14 protein-coding genes are annotated in these 12,674 nt (G+C 61.1%); 7 read left to right on the top strand and 7 right to left on the bottom strand.

Features of this window, described 5'->3' with window-relative positions:
* On the top strand, nt 1-246 hold a 246-nt coding region (locus QZ564_RS17545; protein ID WP_297112825.1), incomplete at its 5' end, for a UvrB/UvrC motif-containing protein.
* Between the two features lie 199 nt (nt 247-445).
* On the opposite strand, the gene QZ564_RS17540 is transcribed toward QZ564_RS17545, so the two are convergent.
* Entirely contained in the window at nt 446-1,303 is an 858-nt protein-coding gene (locus QZ564_RS17540) for a DarT ssDNA thymidine ADP-ribosyltransferase family protein (RefSeq protein WP_297112829.1), read from the bottom strand.
* Between the two features lie 59 nt (nt 1,304-1,362).
* Complete coding sequence (locus tag QZ564_RS17535) at nt 1,363-2,253, bottom strand: macro domain-containing protein (RefSeq protein ID WP_297112821.1); 891 nt, start codon at nt 2,251-2,253, stop codon at nt 1,363-1,365.
* Between the two features lie 613 nt (nt 2,254-2,866).
* Here QZ564_RS17535 and QZ564_RS17530 point away from each other — a divergent pair.
* Nucleotides 2,867-3,217, top strand: a complete 351-nt coding sequence (locus QZ564_RS17530; protein ID WP_297112818.1) for a hypothetical protein — start codon at nt 2,867-2,869, stop codon at nt 3,215-3,217.
* 542 nt (nt 3,218-3,759) lie between these two features.
* Nucleotides 3,760-4,128 (top strand): hypothetical protein, encoded by a 369-nt coding sequence (locus tag QZ564_RS17525; protein ID WP_297112815.1) that lies wholly within the window; start codon nt 3,760-3,762, stop codon nt 4,126-4,128.
* A gap of 158 nt (nt 4,129-4,286) precedes the next feature.
* Here QZ564_RS17525 and hemH read toward each other — a convergent pair whose 3' ends face one another.
* From hemH to QZ564_RS17510, 3 genes are all read right to left on the bottom strand, one after another.
* Nucleotides 4,287-5,309, bottom strand: a complete 1,023-nt coding sequence (gene hemH / locus QZ564_RS17520) for a ferrochelatase (protein ID WP_297112812.1) — start codon at nt 5,307-5,309, stop codon at nt 4,287-4,289.
* Between the two features lie 100 nt (nt 5,310-5,409).
* Nucleotides 5,410-6,981 carry a DUF1007 family protein gene (locus QZ564_RS17515; protein ID WP_297112809.1) on the bottom strand — a complete coding sequence of 524 codons (1,572 nt, stop codon included), beginning with the start codon at nt 6,979-6,981 and terminating at the stop codon, nt 5,410-5,412.
* Nucleotides 6,982-7,017: 36 nt separating this feature from the next.
* Complete coding sequence (locus tag QZ564_RS17510; RefSeq protein ID WP_297112804.1) at nt 7,018-7,917, bottom strand: LysR family transcriptional regulator; 900 nt, start codon at nt 7,915-7,917, stop codon at nt 7,018-7,020.
* Between the two features lie 146 nt (nt 7,918-8,063).
* On the opposite strand from QZ564_RS17510, the gene QZ564_RS17505 reads away from it, so the two are divergent.
* A complete protein-coding gene (locus QZ564_RS17505; protein WP_297112801.1) occupies nt 8,064-8,486 on the top strand; it encodes a hypothetical protein in 423 nt (140 codons plus the stop codon).
* 103 nt (nt 8,487-8,589) lie between these two features.
* The gene (locus tag QZ564_RS17500) at nt 8,590-9,042 is read left to right on the top strand and encodes an SH3 domain-containing protein (protein WP_297112798.1); all 453 of its coding nucleotides are present in this window, start codon (nt 8,590-8,592) and stop codon (nt 9,040-9,042) included.
* Nucleotides 9,043-9,099: 57 nt separating this feature from the next.
* On the opposite strand, the gene QZ564_RS17495 is transcribed toward QZ564_RS17500, so the two are convergent.
* Both QZ564_RS17495 and QZ564_RS17490 read right to left on the bottom strand, forming a co-directional pair.
* Nucleotides 9,100-9,540 carry a hypothetical protein gene (locus tag QZ564_RS17495; protein ID WP_297112796.1) on the bottom strand — a complete coding sequence of 147 codons (441 nt, stop codon included), beginning with the start codon at nt 9,538-9,540 and terminating at the stop codon, nt 9,100-9,102.
* A gap of 112 nt (nt 9,541-9,652) precedes the next feature.
* A complete protein-coding gene (locus tag QZ564_RS17490; protein WP_297112794.1) occupies nt 9,653-9,964 on the bottom strand; it encodes a hypothetical protein in 312 nt (103 codons plus the stop codon).
* 183 nt (nt 9,965-10,147) lie between these two features.
* Between QZ564_RS17490 and QZ564_RS17485 the strand changes: the two genes are divergently transcribed.
* Together QZ564_RS17485 and uvrC are read left to right on the top strand one after the other, a co-directional pair.
* Nucleotides 10,148-10,936: an SDR family oxidoreductase gene (locus QZ564_RS17485; RefSeq protein ID WP_297112791.1), complete on the top strand. Its 789-nt coding sequence runs from the start codon at nt 10,148-10,150 to the stop codon at nt 10,934-10,936.
* A partial coding sequence (gene uvrC, locus QZ564_RS17480) for an excinuclease ABC subunit UvrC (protein WP_297112788.1) occupies nt 10,933-12,674 on the top strand: 1,742 nt, incomplete at its 3' end. The genes QZ564_RS17485 and uvrC, both read left to right, overlap by 4 nt.

Below are 12,674 nucleotides of genomic sequence, written 5' to 3'. Positions count from 1 at the left end.
GACATCGTCGACAGCGTCTACGAAAAAGACCACGTCACGGTCAGCATCGGCAAAGGCAAGGACGGCAAGGAAAAGACCGTCACCGGCGACAATCTGGCCACGGTCATCAAGGACCTGGAACGGGAGATGCGGGAAGCGGCGACGAACCTTGAATTCGAGAAAGCTGCGAGACTGCGGGATGAAGTCAAGCGGTTGAGGGAGATGGAGCTGGATACGCTGGAGGGCTCGGGCATGACCGACGCCTAGCGTCGGGCAAATCTCTCCTGTGGAGAGATTTGAATGCACGAGGCCATGAGCGCTATGCGCGAATGGCCGGGGAGGTCAGTTAGTCCCGCCTTCCCACCACGCGTCACCCTCGGGCTTGACTCGAGGGCTCTGCACTTCCGGTGAAAAGGCCCTGACTTCGTACGAAGTAAGTGTGCAATGCTCCAATAGGCAATCCGAACTACACGAGTCCGCTTTCCCACGGCACTGGCGCGTAATACGCCATGCAGTCCTCGATGTATATGGCCCAAACAGTAGATGGATCGGCCCCGGGGCACTCAATTTGGAAGCGATTAGTATCGACCGTGTAGGTTCGATCAAAAAGGTCAGAGGCGACTCGCAGCTTCAACCCCTGCAAACCGCCGCTATGTGGGTAAGTTAGAAGAAAGTGCAAGCAACCAGCATCATAATACAACTCGCGAATGTATATCGAACGCCTCTGGAATATATTTGACTGTCTTTCTACAATTAGAGGGACGCTTGGAACAAAGTCTCCCAGAGAGTGTTTCAGCGTAGCCAGATCTTGCACGGTCCGACACACAACTGCATTTAGCAAATTTGTCGACACTTCATGCTCGACAACCACTTCGGACATGCGAGCCTCGCGGATAGCATCTCCATCGGTGGCCGGTGGTGCATCATGGTATATCTTGAAAAAATCCAACTGGTCGAAAGCAGGATCGCCGCTTTGAACTTGAGCACCTAGGTGCGCAAAATTACCGTACAAAAATCCACTCGACGGAAGTGTCAAAATCTTCTTGAAGTCAAAGGCCAACATAATCGGAATAGACATGTGCGGATCCACTCGATATGGATCCCCAATCCTTTTTATACCTTCAGTTTTCAGGTGAAATGAGTTCCTGGGCCTGAAATATAGCCGAGCATAATTATGAGCCACCGGATTGTTCCAGAGGGCGCCTTGGTTGGCCACGTCACACAACAACTCCCCGGCACCGTTCCGGCAGCGCAAGGCACCTCCACGCAAGATGGCAACCGCTACCTCAAGTTGGCAGGCGTGGAACAAGTGACTCGCCCACATCAGCCGCGGGAAACCTTGTAGCCTAGTCGACCAGTCAGATACGTGCTGTTCGGCCCTAGCTAGAGTGATAGGCATCCCTGAGCCTGCCTAGATGGGCCAGAGAAACCAACGTAGCTCTCTCGGTTGATAAAGAGTCCTTCTGATTTCACCGAATTCTCACCCACCGTCCTTGTAGCGGCTCTATGTACGTATGGTAAGTCAGCGAGAATTGGAAACAAGTAGCTCTTGAGCTTACGGGTATTGTCGTCTGTGAAACTGCGATTGGTCAAACACCTGTCGCGTAGGGCGAGCCAAGAATCTTCGACTAGGTCACGATCAATCCTCCGGCGATGCCCGCTCTTGTTGATCAGTATTCCTGTTTCGTCGATATTCTCTACAGCATATGAACCATCTAATGTCGTGTAAAATGTGCCCTTATTTCTCCTGATTGCAGAGGATATGTCACTCCAAAATTCAGTAAAGCTCTCCGGAGCCCTCACATCGCTAAGGTGCTCTGGAACAAAATTCTTCGGAACTTGAAAATCATGAATATAAACGGTGATGTTGACCTTTGACAGGTAGCGTTCCATCACCGGCCGCACATCCGCCCAGTTCAGATTTCCATTGCCACACCCTAGTGGCGGGAATGAAATTGAAGTAATTCCCAAACGTGCGTAGGACGCCACGAATTTCTCGAGGCCGGACGTTATATATTCCAGTCGAGACGGCTGCCGCCATGTAGTTTTTGTTGGGAAATTAAGCACCCAACGATTGTCAGTACGCCACAAATGCAGATTGCCGACGCGCAGTTGGTTTTCATCACAGAGCTTCTTGTACTCCCGGAACATTGTGGGGTAGCGCTCTTTGAACTCTTTAGCGATGCCTTTGCCCATGACGCCGACGGTGTTGACCGTGTTCACAAGAGTCTGGGCAGGCGAGTCGAAGACGCTTGTTTCAAGGTAAGTGATCATCCGTGCCTCCGAATCTTACTGTATCATGAACTGTTAACGCTTCACGCATACGATTTGGAACAAAAGTGGAACATACGCAAAATTGCCCTCGTATGTCACTCCTTTTCTCACGAGTAAATGCGACGAGATAACCCCATCCTATCCTCCCAATAAAACCCTTCATTGGACGCCCCGCCCGTCCGGCGCCACACTCGCCGCATCACCACCGCGCTTCTCTCCAACGGCGGCCCGCCGCTTGATGATGATGACAGCTATGTGCCTCGCTGGGGCTTCGCAGGCGGTCCGACATAGCCGGATGGAAAGCTCCGGTGGAGCTTTCCAAGACAAGAATACCTTGAGAGCTTGGAGCGCCCCGCAGGGGCAAATCTCTCCGGCGGAGAGATTTGAGCGAACAAGGCTCGAAAGGCGGGGACCGCCCGTAGGCGGTGGAGGGGGAGGCCACGAGCGCCAGCGCCTATTGCCGCCGATCCCTTGTAGCCGCTCCCCTCTCCACCGCGCCTTGCGCGGTCCCCCTCTCCCGTGAACGGGAGAGGAATGGCGCCAGCGTCCAACAAAGATATCCCCGCCCCACCCCCGTGCGCGACACTCTCCCAAACCCCTTGGGAGACCCATCATGCGCAAAGACTGGCGGCTCAAGCACAGCCGCATATCCTTCAGCCAGCTCAACACCTGGCGCCACCTCAATATCGAAATCGACCAGCTTGAGGCCCGCTTGCGGCAATTGCCGCAGGCCACGCCGCCTGCACCGCTGCTGATCGAGATGGTCCGCCTGTTGCGCGCCGATCTCTACCGTCTCGTCTCGCGCGAAGTCGGCGCCCGCGCCCTCAAGCGCCCTGTGCCCGACGCTGCCGACCGCGTCCTTTTGGCCCAGAATCTCGATGAGGCACGCCTGGCCCTCGCCCGCTTCCGCGAAGCCCATTCCGCCCAATGGTCCGAACGGGACGATCAGTGGCTGATAGACTAGAGCGCTGCCAGCAAAAGTGGCAACGGTTTTGCGGTTCGGAAGCGCGACAAAACAAGCGCTTGGAGCATTTTGGCGTTTCAACGAAACGATGAAATGCTCCAACTTATCCCCGGGCCCAAAACCGCCTGCATACTGCCCCCGTTCCCGCCAAGAACACGCGGCATTTACGAGATGTCGGGCGAGGAAGACTGGGCCGCACCGGGTCGCCGGGGCGGAGGCGTGTATGCTGACCACCGGCCAGTTGTCGGCGGCACGGCATGAGATCGGGACCAAGCGCCATCGCGAGGCCCCACCGGCAGACCAGCGCCGGAAGTGTCCATTCCGTGATCCGGGGCAACAACCCGCAAGGGGGCCGCTCGATGCATGCGTCCGAAATCCCGGGCGTGGGAAGCGGCTTTCGCCTCTTCTAAAAACTTTCGGGGCGAAAGCCGCTTTCCACCGTGTCACCGCGACGCCGCAAGGCCGGGCGTCAATTCTGCACGCCTGCCACGAACCTGCCACGAGCCGGGTCCATCAAGGCGCAAACAGTCTCGGGAGGCCCCATGCGCGCCCTCATTTCGCTTGCCCTTGCGGCGCTCGCCAGTGCCGCCCTCGCGGCGCCCGCATCCGCCCTCACCGTCACCGCCCGCGTCTCGGGCGGCAATATTGCCGTGCATGAGGGCCCCGACAGCCGCTTCGCCGTCATCGGCTATCTGCGCGAGGGCCAGGAAATCCCCATCGACTATTGCACCCAGACCGATGGCGACAGCGACCGCGGCAGCTGGATCGGCGATGCCGGCCACACCCTCTGGCCCAGTGGCGCCACCCGCTGGTGCCGCATCCCCGACTATGGCTGGGTCGAGCGCAGCTACATCACCGGCCGCGGCCTGGTGAATGTCACGCCGCCGGATTTCGTCGGGCCGGGGTGGTGAAGATCACCCCACCCTCATTCCCTCCCCATCGAGGGGAGGGAGGCGCAGGACTGCGGCGTCAGTGTTCATCGTCTCCCTCCCCCTTGTGGGGAGGGTAGCGTCGCTAGGCCGAAGGCCCTAGCAGAGCTAGGGTGGGGGTAGACCTTTGAAGGGAGAGGTCAGAGCCACCCGCCCAGTTCCCGCCGCACCATGGCCTCGATATGGTCCATGCTGCCGGGCGAGGCATTGAGGCAGGGGATATAGGCGAACTTCTCCCCGCCCGCTTCCATGAAGCTATCCTTGCCGCCCATGGCGATCTCTTCCAGCGTCTCGATACAGTCGGCATGGAAGGCGGGGGCGAGAATGGCGACCTTCTTGATCCCCTTGCCCGGCAATTCTTCCAGCGTCTTGTCAGTATAGGGCTGCAGCCATTCGGTGGGCCCGAACCGGCTCTGGAAGGTGACCATCAACCGGTCCTTGTCCCAGCCGAGATACTCGCGCACCAGCCGCGTGGTCTTGTAGCACTGGCAATGGTAGGGGTCGCCGCGCTTGAGATACTCCACCGGCATGCCGTGGTAGGAGGTGATCACCACATCCGGCTCGAAATCGAGCTTGCCAACCCCCTCCCGGATCGAGTCACCCAGCGCCTTGATATAGGCCGGGTCATCAAAATAGGCCGGCGCCGTCCGCACCGCCGGCTGCCACCGCATTGTCCGCAGCGCCTCGAAGGCCTTGTCATTCGCCGTCGCCGTCGTCGTCGCCGAATATTGCGGATAAAGCGGCACCAAGAGGATGCGCTGGCACCCGGCCTGCTGCATCTTCTCCAGCACCGACCGGGTCGAGGGATTGCCATAGCGCATGGCGAATTCCACCACGATATCCTCGCCCTTGAGGCGTTCGGCCAAGCTCTCCGTCTGCTCCCTGGTGATCACCCGCAATGGGCTCTCATTCTTCTCCTTGTCCCAGATCTGGGCATAGGCATGCCCGCTCTTCTGCGGCCGGAACGAGAGAATGACCAGGTTGAGGATCGGCCACCAGAGCCATTTGGGTGTCTCGATCACCCGTGGATCGGAGAGGAATTCCTTGAGATACCGCCGCACGCTCCAATAGTCGGTCGCGTCCGGCGTCCCCAGATTGAGTAGCAGCACGCCGATCTTCTGCTTGGGCACGGGCGGATGGTCGGGAGGGAGCACTGCGGACATCGGGGACCAGTTTGGAAATGTTCCAGAATTGGCCGCACCATACGCATTTCGCACCTGGGCGCAAAGCGGCTATGGGTCGCGCTGTTCCAGGTGATCCAGCTCAGAAACTGGCCACCAGCAGCAAAACGCCAAATCCGAGCACGCAGAGCGCTCCGGCCAGCTCCGCCCACCAGACCAGTGTGCGGGCCACAGCACTATCGGCCCCGCCAATACGCCCCGCCAGGCCCTTGGCGGTCACCGCAAGCGTCGCCAGCGCCGCTACCGTGATCGCCGTGCCCAGTCCCATCAACAGAACCGCAGCGATGCCTGCCGCCAGGACGCCCTGCGACAGCGCAAAGACCAGCACCACCAGCGCTCCTGAACAAGGCCTCAGCCCCACCGCCAATACGACCCCCAGCTGCTCCCGCCAATCGCCACGAATATCCCCGGGGGCAATCGCATGGTGCATGCTGTGCCCATGGTCATGATCGTGGTGGTGGTGTGCATGATCGTGGTCATGATGATGGTGGTGGTGGTCATCATGGTCGTGATGGCTGTGTCCCCAGCCGAACAGCTTGCGCAGCACCAGCCAAAGCCCCAGCAGGGCCACCATCCCATAGGAGGCCACGCCCACCCAATGGGCTGCTTCCCCCAGCGCCGTGCTGGTCAGGTTCAGCAAGCCTGCCAGCACCAGCACAAAGCCGATCGCCACCAGCGATTGCATCAATGCACTAAGGCCGCTCAACACGACTCCGCGCCGCAACTGACTTTCATTGGCCAGCACATAGGACGAGATCACCACCTTGCCGTGCCCCGGCCCGGCCGCGTGGAAAATGCCGTAAAAGAAGCTCAACCCGCCCAACACCCAGAACGCCGTCCAATCGGTTCGCAAGGCGTCCAGAGCGCCGGTCAGTGCGGCATAGAAATCGCGCTGTTGCTGTTGCAGCCAGCCGAAAAAACCGCTGCGCGGCAGGTTCAGCCCCACCTCGGGCGGCGGCCCGCCAAATGGCGCTGCAGGCCGGGCCCGCGCAACATCGGCCACGGCCTCGACGGCGGTCGCCGGAATAGCCGCTGCGCCACAATTGATCACCACCAGACCCTGTGTCCCCCGCATGGCCGCAGCCAGGTCCGGTGGCAATTCCAGCACTTCTGGTCCCAAAGCGTAGAGGCGCTCCTCGACCTCCCTGCTCATGGGCACAGGTGGCTCCAGGCGCACGGCGCAATCGTCCGGCGCATTCTCCAGCGTCACATCAGCAACGTCGTTGACCGTGATGGCGACGTAATATTCCGGGTCGTAGACGCCCAGCTCAAATCGCTCGCCCACAGGCTCCGGCGCAGTTGCCACAATGGAGTAGTCGAGTGTGACGCGGTTGTTCTCATAGGACATGCGCTGGTCGCCGACAGCCTCGAAAGCCATGTCGTCGCCAGCATAGGTATAGAACCCGTACTCGGCCAGGCCGAGCATGTTCTCGTTGGCCAGCTCCTGCATTTCCGCAGGCGACACCGTGCCGTCGCCATCCGTATCGAGCCCCTGCACCATCCACACCGAGAAGGCGGTATCGAATGTCCAGCTATGGTGCAGCCCCGCGACCCTGCCCTGTTCGTCAAAGCGGATAGTCGCCTTGGCATCGATAAGGATGTGTGGGTGCGCCAGTACCGGCTGCGCGAGAAACACTGCTGCCAGTGCGGCCATTGCGACCGCCCAACGAGACCGGGTCAATGCTTGCCCCTAATGGATGGGATGGGTGGCGAACCACTCCACCAGATGATCGATCAGTGCCCGTACCTTGCCGGCCAGGTGTCGCCGATGGGGGTAGACCGCCTGCAGCGTCTGGCCGGTCGGCAGAAAATCGGTGAGCACGGGTACCAGTTCGCCCTTTTGAAGGGCCGGTTCGGCCAGATAGGACGGCAATACGACAAAACCGAGACCCATCACTGCAGCGGTCCGCGCTGCCAGGGGCGAATTGACCCGCAGCGGTCCGTTGACCGGCACCGATATGGTCTTGCCGTCCTCGGTGAAGCGCCAGTTCGACTGTCCCTGAAGATTGACATCGACGATGCAGGGAAGGTGGCGCAACTCGTCCGGGTGCTTGGGCATGCCCACCTGCTTGACCAGCGCAGGTGCCCCGCCCATCACCACATGCATGTCGGCGATCTTGCGGGCGATCAGCGAGGAGTCGGCCAAGGTGGAAATGCGCAGGGCCACATCTATGCCTTCATCCACCAGGTCGACATAGCGATCCTCGAGCCGAAGATCGAGAGTCACCTTGGGGAACTTGCCAAGGTAGCTGAAGATCGCAGGCGCCAATGTACTCTCGCCAAAGTTGCGAGGCGCCGAAACGCGTAACAGCCCGCGCGGCTCTGCTGTCTGATCGGCGATATTGGCATCGAGGTCGTCGAGCTGCTGCAGCAGGCCCGAGGCCTCGCGATAATAGGCCTCGCCCGCTTCGGTCAGGCTCAGCTTGCGGGTCGTGCGATTCATCAACCGCACACCGAGATAGTCTTCGAGGTCGGTGACATATTTGCTCAGCAGGGCCTTGGAGCGCCCATGCTGCCGCGCCGCTGCCGAAAATCCGCCGGCGTCAAACACCTGCACAAAGGCACGGATGCGAGCAAGATCCTGCGACATGACGTGTCCGTTTGTTCTGAGCTGACCCACGGACGCATAACTCATCTGCATGGGGTGAACAATAACGCCTCTTGGTCGTTGGGCGATTAACGATAGGATACGAGCCCAATCGACGGCGACAAGGAGATCGGACTATTTTCCCGCCCATGTCCAGACCCTCTTCCCGTTCAGCGCTCTACCGGCTCATCGAAGCCGGACAACTCGCCCACAAGGCCTTGCTGGTGCCGCTGGTCGAGAAAGGGCTCGAACCGGGCGATGACGCTATTCTGTTTATCCTGGGTCGCGCGGGCACCACGGAGGCCGATTTGGCCGCCGAACTCGGGCTCACCATCGAGCAGCTGGCGTCCCGCCTGGATCGTCTGGCCAGCCGGGATTTCGTCACCCGTCAGGCCGTTGGCCCGCTGCTCGAACCCGGTCTAGCGCTGACCGAGCGGGGCGTGCGCATTCGCAACGCCCTGTCGGACCATTGGGCCCAGCTCGAAGAGGCCTTGATGGGTGAACTCAAGTCCAAGCAGCGCAAGAGACTGTCCGAAGCGTTGGGGCGCTTTGTCGATCTGCTCCGGCTCTGACGACCCCGTGCCTGGCTAAAAATCCGTTCAGCTTGGGTTCATGCGTGATGCGCTTATGTGGAGGCAAGGCTTCATCGCCACCCCTTGAGGAAGGAGCAATCGCATGACCTTCAGAACCAAGCTCATCGCAGCCGGAATGGCTACCATGGCCGCGCTCGCCACCACCGTCGCGGCTTCCGCTGCACCGGCAGTCGCCACAGGCAACGTCAATGTTCGCACCGGCCCCAGCACCGGCTATCCGGTGGTCGATACGCTCCGTCGTGGCGAGCACGTTGATGTCCAGTACTGCCGTGGCAGCTGGTGCTATGTGGAAAAGCGTGGCCCGGACGGCTGGGTTTCGGCAAATTACCTGCGCAACGCCCGCCCCGGCTGGAACAATGACTGGGATGACCATTGGGACCGCCCGCGCCCGCCCCGGCCACCGCAGTGGGATCCGTACCCGCCGCGCCCGCCGCACTGGAATCCGCGACCGTTGCCTCGGCCGATCTATCCGGACCATCCCCATGCCAGCATGTGCTTCAATGGTCCGAACGGCTATTTCTGCATCGGCACCTGACCGTTTCGAGACATATCGAACGCCGCCCTCCGGGGCGGCGTCTTCTATTGGCAGCGCCTATTCCACCATCAGCCGGTCTATATCTATGCCGCGTTTCTCCAGCGGGGCCCGCATGCGCCGGGCCAGGTACTCATTGACCCCATAGGTGACGATCGCCCCGATCGCTGCAACTAGGCCAAAACCGACCCAGCCCTCCTGGCTCCCCGCAACGGAAGCCGCCAGCACCGTGACGATACCCGCAGCAGAAACAATCCAGGTCTTCCGTTGACTGGCAATCTTGAGGTTGCGGGCGCCGGAGTGCAGCAGATCGCGCAATTCCATGTCCGTCATGGCCGCCAGCTCAGGCGACCGGCGTTCGCGCCGAATAGTCTCGATATAGGCGTCCACGCGCCGCATTGTCAGTGCGTCGCGCTTGTCGCTCTGCCGGCCGCGCGTCAGCATGGTCCAGCCGCCGCCGAGCAATAACAGCACCAGCGCGATTTCGATAAGCCAGATCATTACATGTCTCCTTGACAGAAGACATGCCCTCTCGATCCGCACAGTGCAAGTGTGGCCTCACGAAACGCCCCGCAGCGTCAGGCCGCGAGGCGATTTTCATCGTCAGCGAAGATCAGGCCTTGGCCATGGCAGATTTGATGATGCCGGCGATAGCTGTCAGTACCCCACCGCCAACCAGGCCGGTTGCACCCTGGCCCGCCAGGGCGCCGATATCCAGCCCGCCCGCCGTGCCGGCCGCTGTACCCACCAGCGCGTCCAGGCCCGGGATCACCCCCGCGAGCCATGTTCCCGCCAGCCCGCCAATGGCGCCGACGATGGAGTTGCCGGCAGTGCCGAGATTGAGCTGCTTTGCCAACTGCCCGATGACATTGCCGCCGGCCCCGCCGGCAATCAATTGCACCAGGATCGGTACGATGACGTCCATGCTAGTCCCCCTCTCTGATTGCACAGAACCTCCCGTTCTGCGACACAGTCAGGCTACGCCTGTTTCAAGCTCCGGCATAGCGCTAAACCCTGCTGCCACCTATTGTCCTTACGCCCATTTACCCCCAGTTCGGCCCTGTGAGGCCGATTGATGACCCATCCTTTCCGGCCTATGGTCCGCCCAATGTCCAGTTCGCCCATTCCCACCCAGAATCACGCCCTATCGCCCGCGCTCGTCACCGGTGCCGGAGATCGCATCGGCGCAGCAATCGCCGCAGCCCTGGCCCAGGCAGGCCACGACGTGATCATTCATTTCCGCTCCGATGAAGAAGGGGCCAGAACCGTAAGGGACCAAATCCGCCAGTCAGGTGGACGCGCAGAGATCGCCCAAGCCGATCTGGCAAAGCGGGAGGAGCGCAGTCGACTGATTGCCGACGCAGCCGGCATCTTTGGCCCACTCGGGGTCTTGATCAACAACGCCTCCGCATTTGTTGCCGACAGCGCTCAAGATCTGGACGAGCAATTGTGGGACTTGCATTTTGCCGTACATGCAGAGGCCCCTGTGTTCCTGGCTCGCGACTTTGCCAACCAGCTTCCGGAAGGCCAGCATGGCAATATCATCAACATCGTGGACGAGCGCGTCCTGCATCCCTCACCCGCCTACTTCAGCTACTTCCTGTCAAAGTCGGTCCTCTGGACTGCAACACAGACCCTGGCGCAATCCCTGGCGCCTGCGATTCGCGTCAATGCGATCGGCCCCGGTCCCGTGCTCCCGCACCAGGGACAGAGCCAGGCTGATTTCGAGCAATCGGTCGAGGCCTCACCGCTCAAGCGTCACGCCGATCCCGGTCAAATCGCCCAGGGCGTATTGACCATCCTCGCCATGCCCTCCTTTACCGGCCAGATGCTGGCCCTTGATGGCGGGAGGCACCTTGAGTTTCCGGCCCGGCGAGGGCCGACACCCCGATCATGACTGAGACGCCAGAACAGCCGCCCGCCCTGCCCTCGGGTCCCGAGGTCATCCGCGCCTTCGTCCGCACCTTGCCGGCGGCGCCGGGCGTCTATCGCATGCTCGATGCCGAAGGCGCGGTGATCTATGTGGGCAAGGCCCGCAGCCTCAAGTCACGGGTCACCAACTACACCCGGCCTGAAGGTCTGCCGGTCCGGATTCAGCGCATGATCGCCGCCACGGTCAGCATGGAATTTGTGCGGACCGAGACCGAATCCGAAGCCCTTCTGCTCGAAGCCAACCTCATCAAGCGCCTACGGCCACGCTTCAACGTGCTGCTGCGCGATGACAAGAGCTTCCCCTATATCCTGATCGCCACCGATCATGAGGCACCCGAGCTCACCAAGCACCGGGGCACCCGCCGCCGCAAGGGGCATTATTTCGGTCCCTTCGCTTCGGCCACAGCTGTTGGTCGCACCATAGCCAGCCTGCAAAAAGCCTTCCTGCTCCGCAATTGTTCGGACAGCTTCTATGCCGCCCGAACCCGTCCATGCCTGCAATATCAGATCAAGCGCTGCGCCGGCCCCTGCACCCGCGAGATCAGCCTGGAAGGCTATGCTGAATTGGTCGAGGATGCGCGACAGTTCCTTTCGGGCAAGTCCGATGCCGTGCGCAGCCACCTCCAGAACGACATGAACAAGGCTGCCGAGGACCTCGACTTCGAGCGTGCAGCACTCATCCGCGACCGCCTGTCCGCCCTCGCCCTCATCCAGTCCCAGGGCGACGCCACGGCCCGTTCGGTGGAAGAGGCAGACGTTTTTGCCATCCATCACGAAGGCGGCCAGTTCTGCGTCCAGGTCTTCTTCTTCCGCGCCTTCCAGAACTGGGGCAACCACGCCTTCCGGCCCAAGGCCGATGACAGCCTCACCGATGCCGAGGTGCTCGAAGCCTTCATCGTGCAGTTCTATGAGGACCGCACGCCGCCCAGACTGGTTCTGCTCAGCCACGACATGGCCGAGCCCGCCCTGATCGAGGAGGCCCTGACCAGCCGCGCCGGTCGCAAGGTGCGTATCGAGATACCCCAACGCGGCGAAAAACGTGACCTCGTCAACCACGCCCTCAACAACGCCCGCGAGGCCCTGGGGCGGCAATTGGCCGAGGGTGCTTCCAACCGCACACTGCTCGAGGGGGTAGCCGAAACCTTTGGCCTAGAAGAAACCCCGCGCCGCATCGAGGTCTACGACAACTCGCATATTTCGGGCACCAATATGGTGGGCGCCATGGTGGTCGCGGGCGAGGAAGGATTTTCCAAGAAGCACTATCGCACCTTCAACATCAAATCAGACATTTCCGCCGGTGACGACTTCGGCATGATGCGCGAAGTGCTGACGCGCCGCTTCTCCCGCCTCGCCACGGAGAGCGACACCGATGCCGAGGACGAACAGACCGGCATGCCCGACTGGCCCGACATCGTCTTCATCGATGGCGGCGCCGGCCAGCTCAACGCCGTGCGCGAGGTCATTGCCGAGCTCAACCTGCCACGCGAAGTGACCTTTATCGGCATTGCCAAGGGCGAGGAGCGCGATGCCGGCCGGGAGAAGTTTTTCATGGAGGGCCGCGACGCCTTCATGCTGCCGCATCGTGATCCCGTGCTTTATTACGTCCAGCGCCTGCGCGACGAGGCCCACCGCTTCGCCATCGGCACCCACCGCGCCCGTCGCAAGAAGGATGTGGTCAAGAACCCGCTCGATGAGATCGGCGG

Origin of the sequence: uncultured Devosia sp. (assembly GCF_913055165.1) — a bacterium.
Classification (GTDB): domain Bacteria; phylum Pseudomonadota; class Alphaproteobacteria; order Rhizobiales; family Devosiaceae; genus Devosia.
This window is presented reverse-complemented; position numbering and strand designations above follow the sequence as displayed.

What these genes read in the sequence shown, in the direction of transcription:
- hemH (WP_297112812.1), bottom strand. Translation starts at nt 5,309, where the DNA reads ATGTCCGCAGTGCTCCCTCCCGACCATCCGCCCGTGCCCAAGCAGAAG.
- QZ564_RS17525 (WP_297112815.1), top strand. Translation starts at nt 3,760, where the DNA reads ATGCGCGCCCTCATTTCGCTTGCCCTTGCGGCGCTCGCCAGTGCCGCC.
- QZ564_RS17510 (WP_297112804.1), bottom strand. Translation starts at nt 7,917, where the DNA reads ATGTCGCAGGATCTTGCTCGCATCCGTGCCTTTGTGCAGGTGTTTGAC.
- QZ564_RS17495 (WP_297112796.1), bottom strand. Translation starts at nt 9,540, where the DNA reads ATGATCTGGCTTATCGAAATCGCGCTGGTGCTGTTATTGCTCGGCGGC.
- QZ564_RS17505 (WP_297112801.1), top strand. Translation starts at nt 8,064, where the DNA reads ATGTCCAGACCCTCTTCCCGTTCAGCGCTCTACCGGCTCATCGAAGCC.
- QZ564_RS17485 (WP_297112791.1), top strand. Translation starts at nt 10,148, where the DNA reads ATGTCCAGTTCGCCCATTCCCACCCAGAATCACGCCCTATCGCCCGCG.
- QZ564_RS17500 (WP_297112798.1), top strand. Translation starts at nt 8,590, where the DNA reads ATGACCTTCAGAACCAAGCTCATCGCAGCCGGAATGGCTACCATGGCC.
- QZ564_RS17535 (WP_297112821.1), bottom strand. Translation starts at nt 2,253, where the DNA reads ATGATCACTTACCTTGAAACAAGCGTCTTCGACTCGCCTGCCCAGACT.
- QZ564_RS17530 (WP_297112818.1), top strand. Translation starts at nt 2,867, where the DNA reads ATGCGCAAAGACTGGCGGCTCAAGCACAGCCGCATATCCTTCAGCCAG.
- QZ564_RS17540 (WP_297112829.1), bottom strand. Translation starts at nt 1,303, where the DNA reads ATGTGGGCGAGTCACTTGTTCCACGCCTGCCAACTTGAGGTAGCGGTT.
- QZ564_RS17515 (WP_297112809.1), bottom strand. Translation starts at nt 6,981, where the DNA reads ATGGCCGCACTGGCAGCAGTGTTTCTCGCGCAGCCGGTACTGGCGCAC.
- QZ564_RS17490 (WP_297112794.1), bottom strand. Translation starts at nt 9,964, where the DNA reads ATGGACGTCATCGTACCGATCCTGGTGCAATTGATTGCCGGCGGGGCC.